Genomic DNA, 14,483 nt, shown 5'->3' with positions numbered 1-14,483 from the left:
AGAGGGGATGATAGGGCTTGTGTCGAAAAAAGTAAAAGAATGTTGTCGGGCTGTTTACAAATATAAAAAAAGTCGGGGGGATTTAATGAGTATCGTATACTATGAATGGAAGAATGATAAAAAAGATATAGATGTAAAGCAGTACGTGTATTATATCAAGCATTATCATTACAACTGGCATGAATCATTAGAGTTCATCATCGTTCTTCAAGGCGAGGTTGAAATGAGCGTAAACGGGAATATATATATTTTGCAAGAAGACGATATTATGCTCGTTAACTCTAATGTTGGGCATGCTACTCTTGCGAAAAAGATAAATTCAATAGCTATGGTTATTCATCTTAATCCGATATATTTTCGCTCTTATTACAAAGACTATCATTTACTTCAGTTTTCATGTAGATCTAACTTTAAAACTAGAAATAATGAGAGTTTTAGCCGATTAAGAAATATAGCGCTCGAAATGGTTAAATATATAAAAGGTGAACATCCTGAAGAAAAAATTTACTTCGAGAGCCTTCTTAATCAGCTAATAGCCAATTTGATCAGAGATTTTCCTCCGAAAATGATGTCCTCAAAAGAGTTAGTTAGAAATAAAAAGAGAAAAGAAGATGTAGACAATATTGTTGCGTATATTGAAAAAAACTATAAAAATAAAATTAGTCTTGAAGAACTTTCATCATTTTCAGGATATCATGAAAGTTATATTTCTCAAATTGTAAAGCAACAGCTCGGTATTAATTATTACGAATATCTCACAAGAATTAGACTTCGTGAAGCTACGTATGACTTAACGGATTTAAAAAGAAAAATTTCTGATATCGCTTTGTCACACGGTTTTTCTGATGTCAAGGCTTTTAATATTGCATTTAAGAAAAACTTTGGAAAAACGCCTTCAGAGTACAGGAAGCAGCTCCTCAAAGAAAAGATGCACGAGACTGAGTTGCGGGAAAAAAGATATTTAGAGGAGCATGAGTTTAATACGTTGCTTATGGGCAGGGAAGAAATGAAAAATAAAGTTGTTGCCGACCAAATCAGTAACAAGAAAATACCTAAAGGTTTGAGCGAAGAGGACTTTCTTGATATGAAGGAAATTATAGATAGTTTAGATGATTCTGTTGTTAAACTTATAAATCTATATGATAAATGGCGTAGAGAAGCAAATGATTAGTACTTGATCCTTCCTAATACCAAGCGTTGAAGACAAAAAGGCGAAAATCGCACCTACAAACAGGATGCGAGAAAAAGAAAACGTTTACAAAAAATCAAAATCACAGAAAATTAAAACAAAAAAGGAACCTTAAATTGGAAATAATAAATTTAACGATTTAAAAAAAAAAAACCAAGACCCAACCGCTGTTTAAATAAACAGATCGAATGCTGGATGCTTCCTGAGATTATCGAGCAACTTTATATGGGTGGCGGGCATGATAGTCTAAATGGAGAGCCAGCTTACCTTATTGCTGGTTCCTAGCTGGCAAGTTATGCCCACAGAGGATCCATGTCAAGTTGCTGGACGGCATGCTTCGCTTTTGGCTAAGCCCAAAAGGGATAGATTTACACATCTGCTGTAATTGTTTTGAACACCTTGTGGAAAAGAGAACCATACCATTTTTGTAAGTCAGCGATGGTAGCGACTATAGCTTCACTGTTCTTTCCGTTTATCTTAACGATCATTTCTCGGCACATCTTTCGCCCGGTTACGGTCATCAGGGTTTTATCATTGCACTTTTCTGATGACCGTGTCCATCTCCCAATGGCCGAATTCCTTGCGTTCTTCCCATTCCTGCGGGCGTTCTTCGATACTCCGTCCGAGGGTGCGCGTGTTTTTGCGACACAGTTTTTTCACCCTTGGTGCTATATAAAATCAGACAAGCAAAAAAAAGCCCTTGCATGAGGATCTCCTTAAAATGAAAGGGCAACGAAACATCAATAGGAGAAGTTCTCGTGCAAGAGCACTTTCATTTTACTACAGTCAAAAGCAATATGCCGCCATTTTCTTTTTTGTCTCCGCTCAACTGTGCATCTTCAACGCCGCAACCGTCATTTGGTAAAACAAGAAGATGACGAGATCATTGCGATTCACATTTTGGGAAAGCTGTTTGACTTTACTTCCGAACGAGCTTGGCACCGATTGGTGATCGGAAACTTATTTTCGAAAGATTTATTTCCTGAACGCTCTCGATATAACCGTCGTTGTTGAAATCTTGGCTTTGCCGTCAAATGGATCCGATATCAACTAGCCAAACGCGGACAACATTACGCTTATGCAGTAGTGGACAGCTTACCCATTGAACTCTGCCACCACGCACGAATGTATCGTGTCAAACGGTTTCAAGGAATCGCCGATATTGGGTATTGTGCATCCAAAAAGATGGCTTACTATGAGTTGAAGCTTCATCTTCAGATCACCGACCAAGCGCTTCCGATGGGATATGTCGTCACCGAAGCATCCTGCCACGACCGGACAGCTGCAGAAACCGTGATGACCCAACTTCCTCATCCGTACGCACTTGGTGATAAAGGATATGTGAGCCAAGACTTGCAAAAGAAGCTGTATGATGAATACAAGATCGCTTTTTGGACGCCCGTTCGGAAAAACCAGAAGATCCACCAATCGAAAGCATGGAAACGGTGGAAGAAACGAAAGCGCAAAGTCATTGAAACCGTGTTTTCAGTTCTTATTGATCAGTACCGGATCACAGAGATTCGAGTCAACTCTGTTTCTGGATTTGAATCAGCTTTGGATGGCATTTTACTAACTTATTCACTCGTGATTCTTAGGCTAGTTGAGCGTTAAAGTTCAACTAGCACCACGGGTTTCTTAATTATTTTTTGATTAGGATCATTTGTCCTTGTAATCCTTGTAATCACCTCCTTAAAGAGGGATAACTATATTTTGAATATTGGGAATATTAGGAATATTAAAATGATATTTTGTTTATGAGCTGCTCATGATACTAACTGACGGTCTTTTTTCTCACGCAAAAATCCGCCCGCACGCTTGTTTCGAAAAGCAATGATCTCAGCAAGAATACTTAACGCTATTTCCTGAGGAGACTCCGAACCAATATCTAATCCAACAGGATTAAATATGTGATCATATTGGTCAATGTCGTCTATTTGAAGAGCTTTAAATATTTTTTGGCATCTAGAACGCGGACCTAAAATCCCAATATACCTTGCATCCGTATGAAGTATATGTTTCAGAACATTTATATCTCGTTCAAGATGATGGTTCATAATGACCACATACGATTTGGAACTGACTTTTACCTTTTCGGGAATTGAGCTTGCATCTGCTAAAATTCTTTTCGCACCTGGAAAACGAGCTTCTGTTAGATAGGCTGATCTTGGATCGACTACGGTTGTATTAAATCCTAATCTAACACTAAACTCTGCTAAAGGAATGGCATCATGACCCGCACCAAAAATGATTAATTCAATCGGAGGAATATTTACATCAAAAAATACATCGACTTTTTCTCCGTTTGATAAGGTGAATGTTTTTGTTTCCGATTTTGGATTTGTATTTTGTAATAGATTTTTCGAAAAATCGCAGACGAATTGATGTAATTCATTATTGTCCAGCGAAGGAGCTACTCTAGATTGAGTATCAATCTCGCTAACTTATTGCCGGAATTGTGTGAACATCACAGAATATGGTGATGAGACAAAAAAATAAAGTTGTTTTCTCATTTTCCTTAACAATATAACTTTTACATTTTATTCGGATTTCTTCTGTGAATCTTTAAATTTATTAAATTTGTTGCTAATAACTGGGCTTTTGCTTTATTATTTGAAATAGATGTTGCTTATACCAATTTAATACAGTGGTCTCAACAATTGGGCTTTCTAATGTTTTGGGTATTTTTGGAATAATGGTATTTTATCCTTTTGTGTAAGAAGAATATGGACGGAACAGGCAAGGTGGCAGCCGATTTGAACTTTGCAACTATCTAAAAAAGAATTGGCGTGCTTTCATATTTCAGCTTTAACTTTACGTGATAAAGCATTGGGCATCTGCTCAATGCTCTATTGTTTGTTCATTTTACGCAGAGTGGTGAAAAGGTTATGGAATTTGTACTGATTGTATTGCCGGCTTTTATCATTTTTGCAGTCGGATATGTAGGGCAAAAAACAATTGGCTTTGACATTAAATCTATTTCGGTCATGACGACATACTTAATGTATCCGTTTCTTGTCTTCCGGACATTTTATACAAACAAAATTACACTTGATTATTTTTATATTCTTATATTTTGCTTGCTTTTATGTTTCATATTAATGGTTATCGTGAAAATTGTAAGTAAATTAAAAAAATTGCCACAATCGATAGAGTCTGCCATGATGTTATCAGCTGTTTTCATGAATAGCGGCAACTATGGGGCCCCAATTATATTGTTTGTTTTTGGACAAACTGCTTTTGATTATGCAGTCATCATGATGGTTATCCAGTCCTTTTTAATGAATACGATCGGTCTTTACTACGCTGCCATTGGCAGCAAAGAAGACAGCAGCATAAAAAGCGCCCTTATGAAAATAGTGAAAATGCCCGTTTTATATGGTTCAGCTGCCGGCATTTTGCTTCAAATCCTGCATGTTCCGGTGCCTGATTTCATCATGCAGCCTGTCGGTTTGATTGCCGATGCAACGATTCCGACCATTATGGTCATTCTCGGAATGCAGCTCGCCAACATCCAGCTAAAAAGTGTAAAAGCTGGCGACGTCGCTTCCATCTTTATCATTCGCATGATCATATCGCCTATTATTTCAATTGGTATTATTCTTTGTCTTCCGCTTGAAGACTTGCTTGCAAAAATTTTAATCATTCTTGCATCTATGCCTACTGCAGCCAACACGACAATGTTTGCTGTTCAATTTCAAACAGAACCAGATTTAGTTTCATTCAGCACATTAACCACGACGCTGGCCAGCATTGCTACAGTGCCGCTCTTGCTTGCGCTGCTCTCTTAAAAAAGAAACGAGCGAGCAGCATTACATGAACGGCAGCTCAAATGCGTCAAATGTGTCACATCTCTTTTTTATAATTTGCCATCATATTTTGCAAAATGTCCACCAGCTTTTCGATACCGACTTGCAAATCATGCTCGCTCAAATAAGAATAGCTGATGCGAATATAATGTTGTTTCGGTTCATGAAGAAAACAGGCGCTTCCGGGCAAATAAGAAATCTTATTTTTCCGAGCTGCTTCTTGCAATTTTATTGGCTGAATCACGGATGGAAGTTTAATCCAGGCATTCAATCCGCCTTTTGGTTTATAAATCATTACTTCCTCTAAACTTTTGAATGCGTCAAGAACCGTATTTCTTCTTAATTCAAGCGCAATTTTTAGTTTTTCCATATGATTTTTCATCCGCTCCGTCCGCAAAATGGGAAGCAGCGCTTTTTGCGGTAAGAGCGGGCTTCCGATATCCATCGTCGCTTTCGTGCCGTACAGCCAGTCGAATAAAACCCCATCCACAATGACAGCCGCAATGCGAATGCCTGGCGCAGTTGTTTTGCTAAATCCTTTAAGGTAAATGACGTGACCGTTTTTATCAAAGAATTTTATTGGCTTTGGCACCGTAATATTGTCAAATGAAACTTCGCTGAATGAATCGTCTTCTAAAATAAAAAAATGGTACATTTCTGCTAGTTCTACCAATTGCTTGCGGCTCTTTTCCGGCATGCATGTTCCAGTAGGATTTTGAAAGGTTGGGTTTACATATAATAGTTTTGGTTGATGCACCTGCAATTTATCCTCCAACTCATCCACTTTCAGTCCCTCTTCATCTACTCCAATCGATACGACTTGAAATCCTTTATTGACAAACACATCAATGGCCGCACCATAACAAGGGCTTTCAACCATCACAACATCCCCTGGACTTAACAAAGTTTGCGCCACTAAGTCAATTCCTTGCTGTGCACCGCTTGTAATGATCATTTTGTCGTGTTTAACAGATAAGTGATGGAAGTTAAATAAGTAATTGGCAATTTCATACCTTAATTCTTCATCTCCTTCAATAGGACCATATGTCGACAACACAAGGGGATGCTGCTCCAATATTTTTTTCATTTCTTGAACAAGGAAGTGAGATGGAAGCAGCCTTGGATAAACGACTGCTTGGGAAAAGTCATAAATCTCTTTTTCACGATAGGCGAGATATTGTGATCTTGTTCCATTCATCTTCATCTGATGCTGCCAGTCGAAAGATTCAGAGTGCTTTTCATATGATTTTTTCTTTCCCGCTGCAACAAAAACACCTTTACCTTGCTGAATCTGTATATATCCTTTCAATTCCAGCAGTTTGTAGGCTTTTTGCACCGTCAGAAAGCTTACATTAAGTTCATTTGCTAACAATCTTAAAGAAGGAAGCCTTTCACCGTGAAGAAGCATGCCCGATTGAATCCGTTCTTCGATTTGCCTGCTGATTTGTTCATAATATGGGGTGCCTAATTTTTTATTAATCGATAATTGCATTGTCTCCCCTCCCATTACATAGAAGACAAAAGATAAAAGCGCATAACTGTTATACAGTGCATTGTACTGTTATATACCGTTGTCGTTATAATATCAAAAAACTTAACAAAAAGGAGTTATTCGTCGTGGTTATTTTGAATTACTGTTTTATATGCTTAATTTTTGGAACAACTTTTTTAGCTATCAAAATCGGAATTGAAGCAGGGGCACCGCCGTTTTTTTCAGCGGGAATGCGATTTTTTGCCGCTGGGGTGATTATGATGGCCGTCTTTAAAATGCGGAACTATCGATTGAAAACCGTTTTATTTTCCTCTTCGCTCGTGTTTAACGGTTTTTGCTTAACTTTTATCACTTTTGCTTCATTATATTGGGCTGAGCAATTCATCCCGTCCGGACTAGCTGCTGTATTATCTGCAACAGGCCCGATGATGGTGCTGCTCCATCAGGCAAGAGAGAATAAACAACCGATCAAAAAAGAACAATTAGCAGGGATGGCGGCTGCTTTAATAGGCGTCTTTCTGATCTCTTCACCGGGGTTCTCTTTGTCTGTCTCCGGCATGTGGGTTTTGGCTTGCTTTATGATCATATTAAGCGAGTGGTTTTATGGACTTGGGACAGTTCGGGCAAAAATGTTTACAAGCAAACATCCGGATATCTCGCCATTTCTTTCAAATGCCGTACAAATGTTTTACGGCGGCATTTTCTTATTGGCTGTATCCTTTTTAACGGGCGAACAAGGCAAATGGCTGCTGCTGGCAAGCTATGAAACGGTGTTATCACTGCTCTATTTAATCATCATCGGCTCCATCGTCGGCCACGGGCTGTATTATTGGCTTGTTTCAAAAACAAATCCGGTTTTTCCGTCAACTTGGCTTTACATTTCGCCTCTTGTCGCGCTAATCGCCGGCTACATAATATTAAATGAAATCATGAAACCCATTACGCTGATCGGCGCCTTCTTGATCTTATTTGGTGTATTTTTAACTAATCGATCAACTTTTTATGAGTATTGGAAAAAGGGAGCGCTATTTCACAGGACCGCTTCAAAAAATTTTGATTGAAAACTCTGGAATATTTTAAAAAAAGCCGTTAAATCCCTGCGACAAAAACTTTCAGTGTGCCATTTCATCCATAGCGATTTAAAAAAATGAGGCCAGCTTGCCTCTCTCATTCAGAGGACAAGCTGGCCGGATTCTTTTGCACAGCTCTCTTAATATGTTTTAAATTTACCCATTACTTGATTTTTTTCAGATCGGCCACGTTGCGGCAAATGAAAGAACGACGACTTATCTATGTGCAAAGTGGGCTATTTTCAACAATAAAAAAGCTTGCAGAGAAAAAATACTTCTTTCTCCGCAAGCTGATAGGAAAGGAGAGTTCTATTTAACCCTCTTCAATCCATTAATTTTTTCTAAAAAAGTCAGTAAACGCGTTGAAAATTTCCAATCCTTGATAAGACAATAAAGAGAGAGCTGTAATTGAAAAAAATGCTGTTAAAAACATACGTAACCATATCATGGTACTCATCCTCCTTTGAATGATTTGTTTATGATTCATTCAAGCAGGTGAGACCACATAATTCGATTCGTAAAAGACGGGATTTAGCAAAAACCGTCTTTTGACAGATTGCACAAAGCAATAGCAGAAATAAGTGGTGCTTAACGCTATAAAAATGTAACTGGCAATATCAAACCAAGAGTCTTTTCCTATATCTGGTCCATCAATCGGAGCAAAATTTTCTGCCAAATGATCGATGGTGCTAATTTCGTGTACAGCATTTATAGTATGACTGGAACGATCACTAGAAATGTATAAACAGGTAATACTTATAAAAATAAAAATTGTCAGGGCAACGATTTTTTTCATGTATTCACGCCCCTTTAACATCTTTTCTTCATTATATACTTGGTTTTAATATTTTAAAACAAAAATGTTTTTCTGTCTTCCCCTCTGTTTGATTATTTAACGAACAATTTCTTTTCCTCGATTCTGCCATCTGCTTTAGTTCTGTAAGATTTCACTGTTGAATCCGGGAGGCAATCCGCAGTGCCTTCAAAAAACTTCACCTGTTTCTGTACAAATTTCCGAAATGCTGTCTGTCGGCAGGTTTTATTTTTTGAGACTTATTAAACGAATCAGTGAGGAGACCAAAAAAGCAGCAGCAACAGCTAGAAGAATTTTTCCGACAAGCAATGCTGTTATTTTCAGCACGAATACTGCCAAAATCATGACTAAACTGATTGCGATCATAATGAGAGAATAAGTTTTCATATGAGGTTCATCTCCTTTAGCTGTCTGTTTTCAAGCAGAAAAAATCGGCTGCCTAATTCGGCATAAATATATCGCTGGTGACTTGTAAATAAAAGGCATTGTTCCTTGAACGCTTCTTTCAGCATCATGATTGACTGCTTTTGTGAGTTCTCGTCTAATGAAGTAAAAGGTTCATCCAAAATAATCAACTCAGGTGATCTTGCTAACATACTAATAAGGAATAGTTTATATTTCATGCCTAGAGAGTAATGTTTGACCGGCTTTTGCAAAGCATGTGTCAGATCAAACTGTTCACAAAGCTCTTGGAATTTTTCTTCATATGCAGCTCTTTTTTCTTTTTTGATCCTCCAAAGTGAAAGAATAAGCTCTTTATTTTCAAATCCAGTTAATGCATCATAAACAAGTGGTTTATCAGGAATATAGGCCATTGCTTCTTTAAAACGATCTGTTCCAGGCTTATACTGTTCATTAAATAAAATGTTGCCTGAATCCGGTTGGATTAATCCCGCTATTAGCCTTAGCAAAGTTGATTTGCCGCTGCCATTTTTTCCGATGATACATGCTCGGTCTCCTGCATGTAATTGAAAAGAAACATTTTCCAGCAATGCTCCTTTTTCTGCAGTTTGTTCATACTGAAAAGCCAGTTGTGAAACTTGAAGCTTAACCATATAGAAATCCTCCAATAATCAACAAACAGTTTATAATCCAATAAAGCGAGACAATACGCCACAGCTCCTATTCTGCTTCCTTTTAGCGTAAGAAACTATTCCGTAATAAAGCAGAAATATCAGATAAAGGGATAAGTACTTTTGACTGAAAAAATAAATAGTCCCGGTATTTCAAGCACTGTGTGAGAAAAAGGTAAGTCCTACATGACAGCGGTCATATAAGTCGTGATTTCCCTATGAGAATCGTTGTAAAACAAAGTGACTGCGGTCATCTTCCATCAAGTCAACGAACCAATTCCAAACATTGATAGCTCTCTAACATAAAAATAACTGCGAAAGAAAAATTGTTTCCTAGTTGTAAATTTGGAATGCACTCATTGCGAGTATATAGCAGCGATTTCAAACACAAGAAATAAATCAGTCCCAGCGAGGCAATCACTTATTCAGTAATAGAAAGGATTTTAACTTTTTCAACATGGTCAATTCCTTTTTTCATTGTGTTCTTACAAACAATTAGGTAAATGGCTGAAACTATCATAAAATATAGAACAGATATGTAGTTGACAACACCTGCCGCTTCCCTCAATACACCAATAAATAGTGATGCGAGCAAGTAATAAATAAAAGGCATGACGAGAAAGTTCCTCATAAAAGCTTGGCCGTTATTTACTATGCTTTCCTCTTCTTCAGTTGTTCCAATCTCGTATTCATGAATAAAATGGAACTTGGTGATAAATGGAAACAAGTATAATTGAATAAATGGAAAAATGAAAAAAGAGATAGTTATTCCAATAAAAGGAATGATCATCCTGAGATCAGCTATTTGGAAATACGTAAGAATCATTATATTCCCGATCGTCAAAAAGAAAGATGGAATTAAATATAGGCAATAAAACAATTTCAATTTTGCCCAAAAGAATTCAGTTAACGAAGAAAATGATAGTTGGTACATCCATATGTTTCTTTTTTCGGTGCTAAAAGAAAAGAAAGAAGGAGTCAACATTCTCATTTCCATTGCTTGGTTAGCCAAAACCATCAAGTTCAATGTAAATAATAGCTGTATTTGGAGAGCCGTGTTCCCTGTCGCTGACATACATGCAGTAAAGAAACCTATATAAAAAAATGCTTCGTAAGATAAGAGCATATAATTAAAAAATTCTTTTGAGAGCAGCCATCTTTTTTCACGTATGATTTGTAGATCTTTATAAATCAGTGCATTCTTCGGCAAAAAAATAGAACGTACCCAATGCAGCAGCTGTAGATAGAAGTGAAAAAAGTCACGAAATCTCTTAATCTCTCCATGATCTTCAGTTGGAATCATTTTAACAGGCAAGGAAAGTACGCCAACTAGAAGGAAAATCAGAGGCCCTAACATCCATGGAGTCCCAATAAAATGTTCAATCTGCAAATATAAAGAGCCGTCTGAAAATAAACTCTTTTGAAAGGAGTTTATTTTATTCCCATATAGATTGATCAGCTGCTGAGATAGATTGACCCAAGCTGCATCTTCAGCTGCAGCCAAAAAGGATGGAAAATTATCCTTAAATGTTTTGAAAATAGGGACTAGAAGACCTGACACAAGAACGCGCCCCAGCATAAAAAAAGCAGTTGAGACAGCGGCGAAAAATACAAAACGGACCCACCCTATTTTTTTTACTACAATGTTATGAATATAGGCACCTGCAAGTTTATTGCTCGTCATAAACAACAGAGCGCCCAGCAGCAAAATATTCAACTGCTTCATCCAGAATAAAGCATCTAATGATTCCGCAATTCGTGATTGAAATAAAATATAAACAAAAAATAGGCTGGAATTTGTAAAAATGCTCCATACCAGCTCTAAAGCAATAAATGTGATATGTATTGATTTGAACGAGACTGGAGCAGCCTGAATAAGATCCATAAACGGTGGAATATGAGTTCTTCGATAAGCTCCGGCTCCCTTAAAAATTGAATAAAGAAGAAAAAAGACAATGAAACCACTCTCCCATTGCTGGCGATATTGCTGGGAGTATAGCCATTTGTACAAAACGGATACAATGAAGAAGGCAAGCAAAATATCAAGAATAAAAGAAAACATCATATACTGTTTTGAACTAAGTTTTCTTAAAAAGGGCGCTTTTTTAATAATGAATTCGATGACAGCAGAATATTGCTGCTGCATTCTAACCGATAGCATAAGTGATAATAGCTTTATTAACATTCTCTCACCTGTATTTCAAAATATGAAAATTCTTCATCGAAAAATAGTTTGACTTTCAAGCGATAATCACTTTTCTTGATTTCCTTCTTTAGATATTAACGAATTGCTGCTTAACCTGCTGCAGCGCTCAATGAACGTCCGCTGAACCAACTGCTGTTGGAATAGAAACGAGTGCAGTAAATAGCTCCGCCAGTTTCAACAACGTTTAAGACAACCGCCGCTACACTTTCACGATCTGCATCTGGAAACGCTGAAGAGAGTGAGCACAGTGCAAACGTTAAAAAGCCGACTGCTAACGCACTAAAAGAAAAGACAACTTGTTTTATTTCTTTTAGCCATTAACAGTAAATTACTTACTAAAATACTTTTTATTACCACCTAAGTTTAAGATATATTCAGACCACTATCAATACATCTTTGTAAATTTTATTCACAAAACTTTCACTCAAGTTTTTAAATTTTTTACAACACTCTAACCCAACAGATCAGGCAAGTATGAACTTCTATCCTGCTTGGCTTGGTAGGGATCTTATTACTATCGCAGATGATTTTGTAGTCATGGAAGGGTATCATTCCGCTTACGAGGCAGCATTATATCTGATAGGAAATAATGAAGGACAAGGAATCTTTTTTTCTGTGAAAATCAATTAACCATGGCTGAAGCGGTATACCCCACAATCAAATTGGATACCCTATTAACGACCAAAAAAAGGAAATAGGAAAGCAGAGCTACCTTATTTTTAGGTATCTCGTATATTTCTGAACCTTTTTGGTTATACTAATTTATTTACTGCTCTCGAAACGGTTCTTTTCGAGAAATGATGCAGTAAATGATGGTAAGCATTCGGTGCGCGATCGCAACGAGTGCTTTTTTCTTTCCCCTGCGTGCCGCCAATGACCAATATTTCGCTGCCAAACGTTGATTCCTACATCGAGACAAAGCCCAAGCCGCCTCACATAACGCCGATTTGATATGCGGATTCCCCTTCGTCGTTCGGGTACTTTTTCGTTTTCCAGCACTTTCATGATTTCCCGGCGCGACTCCCGCCCATGAAGCGAGGTGTTGAGACGTTGGAAATTGTCCCATATCGACTCCGATTTCAGCGATAATCACGGCAGCGGTTTCCTTCTTGATCCCCGGTATGGTCACAAGAAGCTCCATCTCTTGTTTGTATACTTGTAAGAGTTGGTCGATTCGTTCTTCGATGTCTCGAAGTAAACTTTCCAACGATTCGATGTGCTTCCACGATTGGCGAATCATGAACAGTTGATGGTTGGTCAATGTACCAAAGAGAGAATCCTGAATTTGTTGTTTTTTCCTCTTCATACTCCTGTGAATGCAAGCATCGACTTCGGTTTCTTCGATGTATCCCTGTTTCATTAAACGTTCCAGTAGCTTTCGCCCAGATACACCAAATACATCCGAAATCACGGAACTTAACTTGATATTGGAACATTCCAACACTTTTTGAATGCGGTTTTTCTCCGCGGTTAACTGCCCGATCCATTTTTTGCGCAAGCGAGTTAAATCCCGTAATTCTCGAATGTTCTCAGGAGGTACGAAACTCTTCTCGATCAATCCGTAACGCAACAATTTGGCGATCCATTCTGCATCGGAAACATCGGTTTTTCTCCCCGGTACATTTTTGATTCGCTGAGCGTTGGCAAGTGTAATGTCAAAGTAATCTTCCAAAATATTGAACACAGGTTTCCAGTAAACGCCCGTACTCTCCATCGCAATATGAGTGACACCACGATCTTCTAACCATTTCAGAAGACGAAACAAGTCTTTCGTGAAAGTAGGAAATGTTTCAACTTCCTTTTGAACGTGTTCTTCCTCTCCAAGAAGAGCACAAACGACAATTGTTTCGGCATGGATATCTAATCCTGCACAACGATGATAAAGAACATCCATGATTCTTACTCCTTCCATCGATAAATTCGCAAACAGGGAGTCCATTTGCACGTTAGGCATTTTTCTGTTCGTAGTCACCTTTTCACACGAAAAGGGCTGACAATGGGTGGAACACCAAATGGACTCAAACAGTTTTTATTACAGGGTCGAACCACCATTAAAGAGAACGTCTTTCAAAACTGTTTGCGTTCATATCCATTATGGGAAGGAATGATGGATTTTCATGCATGGGTGGGGAGTAAAATTACTCATGGATGTTTTTATTATATGTCTTTTCATTATAGGTCAAAAAATGCCTCTATATAACTTTATTAAGACAAAAGTAGAGCCGATTCTTTAATAGACAGACTCTAAAGTAAATTCATTCAAATTTCGTCTTAACAACTTATACAAAAACAAATTTTCCACAATTTAAGAGATATTCTTCCTTTTTCTAGAGATTTCATATTCTGAAGAAACATCTTTGGATAAGATGTTATTTATTTCTCCGATCAAATCATTTCCTAGCTCCTGAAATTTTTCCCAATCGATATTTTGATACTGAACACGATTCGTTAGTTGGTTAAATACATCATGATAACGAGAAATAAAGAGAGATAATTCATCTTCATTGTTTTCAGCTGTTTCTTCATTTTGTTGTCCTGTATTCGTTGAAGAAAGATTCGATTCATTACTCTTCCCATTACTAGCTTCATTAGTTGACTCTTGATCTTTTTGCCTGACATTTTTTCTTCACTGTTTAAAAAATAAAAAGCAGATAGACTGACAAACAGAAATAAACCGCACAACGATAACACTGCTACTTTTTTTGACTTCATTATTCTATTTTTTGATCTATTCTAAATATATAAAATTTTAAATCTATAAAAAATGACAAAAAAGCACCCATCTCATTTGAGAGGGTACTTTCAAGCAGATTAGACCAAACTTAATCTCCAT

The 14,483-nt window shown here is 37.4% G+C and carries 10 protein-coding genes and 1 pseudogene; 4 read left to right on the top strand and 7 right to left on the bottom strand.

Going from position 1 to position 14,483, the window contains the following annotated elements; genetic code table 11:
• The first annotated feature begins 85 nt into the window (after positions 1 to 85).
• The gene (locus tag NSQ71_RS02590; protein ID WP_044748621.1) at positions 86 to 1,171 is read left to right on the top strand and encodes an AraC family transcriptional regulator; all 1,086 of its coding nucleotides are present in this window, start codon (positions 86 to 88) and stop codon (positions 1,169 to 1,171) included.
• 776 nt (positions 1,172 to 1,947) lie between these two features.
• Positions 1,948 to 2,800 (top strand): annotated as a pseudogene (locus NSQ71_RS02585) (IS982 family transposase).
• Between the two features lie 152 nt (positions 2,801 to 2,952).
• Here the strand turns inward: NSQ71_RS02585 and NSQ71_RS02580 are convergent.
• Positions 2,953 to 3,435, bottom strand: a complete 483-nt coding sequence (locus NSQ71_RS02580; RefSeq protein ID WP_339211592.1) for an XdhC family protein — start codon at positions 3,433 to 3,435, stop codon at positions 2,953 to 2,955.
• A gap of 639 nt (positions 3,436 to 4,074) precedes the next feature.
• On the opposite strand from NSQ71_RS02580, the gene NSQ71_RS02575 reads away from it, so the two are divergent.
• Positions 4,075 to 4,977 carry an AEC family transporter gene (locus tag NSQ71_RS02575; protein WP_063387889.1) on the top strand — a complete coding sequence of 301 codons (903 nt, stop codon included), beginning with the start codon at positions 4,075 to 4,077 and terminating at the stop codon, positions 4,975 to 4,977.
• A gap of 55 nt (positions 4,978 to 5,032) precedes the next feature.
• On the opposite strand, the gene pdxR is transcribed toward NSQ71_RS02575, so the two are convergent.
• The gene (gene pdxR / locus NSQ71_RS02570; protein WP_340732716.1) at positions 5,033 to 6,487 is read right to left on the bottom strand and encodes a MocR-like pyridoxine biosynthesis transcription factor PdxR; all 1,455 of its coding nucleotides are present in this window, start codon (positions 6,485 to 6,487) and stop codon (positions 5,033 to 5,035) included.
• Between the two features lie 125 nt (positions 6,488 to 6,612).
• Between pdxR and NSQ71_RS02565 the strand changes: the two genes are divergently transcribed.
• On the top strand, positions 6,613 to 7,548 hold the full coding sequence (locus tag NSQ71_RS02565) for a DMT family transporter (RefSeq protein ID WP_066246979.1): 936 nt from the start codon (positions 6,613 to 6,615) through the stop codon (positions 7,546 to 7,548).
• Positions 7,549 to 8,044: 496 nt separating this feature from the next.
• Here NSQ71_RS02565 and NSQ71_RS02560 read toward each other — a convergent pair whose 3' ends face one another.
• The 5 genes from NSQ71_RS02560 to NSQ71_RS02540 all read right to left on the bottom strand — a co-directional run bounded on the left by NSQ71_RS02560 (position 8,045) and on the right by NSQ71_RS02540 (position 13,544).
• The gene (locus NSQ71_RS02560; RefSeq protein ID WP_063387892.1) at positions 8,045 to 8,353 is read right to left on the bottom strand and encodes a hypothetical protein; all 309 of its coding nucleotides are present in this window, start codon (positions 8,351 to 8,353) and stop codon (positions 8,045 to 8,047) included.
• 243 nt (positions 8,354 to 8,596) lie between these two features.
• Positions 8,597 to 8,758 carry a hypothetical protein gene (locus NSQ71_RS02555; RefSeq protein ID WP_162877049.1) on the bottom strand — a complete coding sequence of 54 codons (162 nt, stop codon included), beginning with the start codon at positions 8,756 to 8,758 and terminating at the stop codon, positions 8,597 to 8,599.
• On the bottom strand, positions 8,755 to 9,426 hold the full coding sequence (locus NSQ71_RS02550; protein WP_340732713.1) for an ABC transporter ATP-binding protein: 672 nt from the start codon (positions 9,424 to 9,426) through the stop codon (positions 8,755 to 8,757). The genes NSQ71_RS02555 and NSQ71_RS02550 overlap by 4 nt, the downstream gene beginning before the upstream one ends.
• 439 nt (positions 9,427 to 9,865) lie before the next feature.
• Complete coding sequence (locus tag NSQ71_RS02545; RefSeq protein WP_340732711.1) at positions 9,866 to 11,629, bottom strand: hypothetical protein; 1,764 nt, start codon at positions 11,627 to 11,629, stop codon at positions 9,866 to 9,868.
• Between the two features lie 787 nt (positions 11,630 to 12,416).
• A complete protein-coding gene (locus NSQ71_RS02540; protein WP_340734388.1) occupies positions 12,417 to 13,544 on the bottom strand; it encodes an IS110 family transposase in 1,128 nt (375 codons plus the stop codon).
• Between the last annotated feature and the right edge of the window lie 939 nt (positions 13,545 to 14,483).

Origin of the sequence: Aeribacillus sp. FSL M8-0235 (assembly GCF_038000355.1) — a bacterium.
GTDB classification, from domain to species: domain Bacteria; phylum Bacillota; class Bacilli; order Bacillales; family Aeribacillaceae; genus Aeribacillus; species Aeribacillus composti.
This window is presented reverse-complemented; position numbering and strand designations above follow the sequence as displayed.

Coding starts and splice junctions, on each gene's coding strand:
- NSQ71_RS02590 (WP_044748621.1), top strand. CDS start 86: ATGAGTATCGTATACTATGAATGGAAGAATGATAAAAAAGATATAGAT.
- NSQ71_RS02575 (WP_063387889.1), top strand. CDS start 4,075: ATGGAATTTGTACTGATTGTATTGCCGGCTTTTATCATTTTTGCAGTC.
- pdxR (WP_340732716.1), bottom strand. CDS start 6,487: ATGCAATTATCGATTAATAAAAAATTAGGCACCCCATATTATGAACAA.
- NSQ71_RS02560 (WP_063387892.1), bottom strand. CDS start 8,353: ATGAAAAAAATCGTTGCCCTGACAATTTTTATTTTTATAAGTATTACC.
- NSQ71_RS02555 (WP_162877049.1), bottom strand. CDS start 8,758: ATGAAAACTTATTCTCTCATTATGATCGCAATCAGTTTAGTCATGATT.
- NSQ71_RS02550 (WP_340732713.1), bottom strand. CDS start 9,426: ATGGTTAAGCTTCAAGTTTCACAACTGGCTTTTCAGTATGAACAAACT.
- NSQ71_RS02545 (WP_340732711.1), bottom strand. CDS start 11,629: ATGTTAATAAAGCTATTATCACTTATGCTATCGGTTAGAATGCAGCAG.
- NSQ71_RS02540 (WP_340734388.1), bottom strand. CDS start 13,544: ATGGATGTTCTTTATCATCGTTGTGCAGGATTAGATATCCATGCCGAA.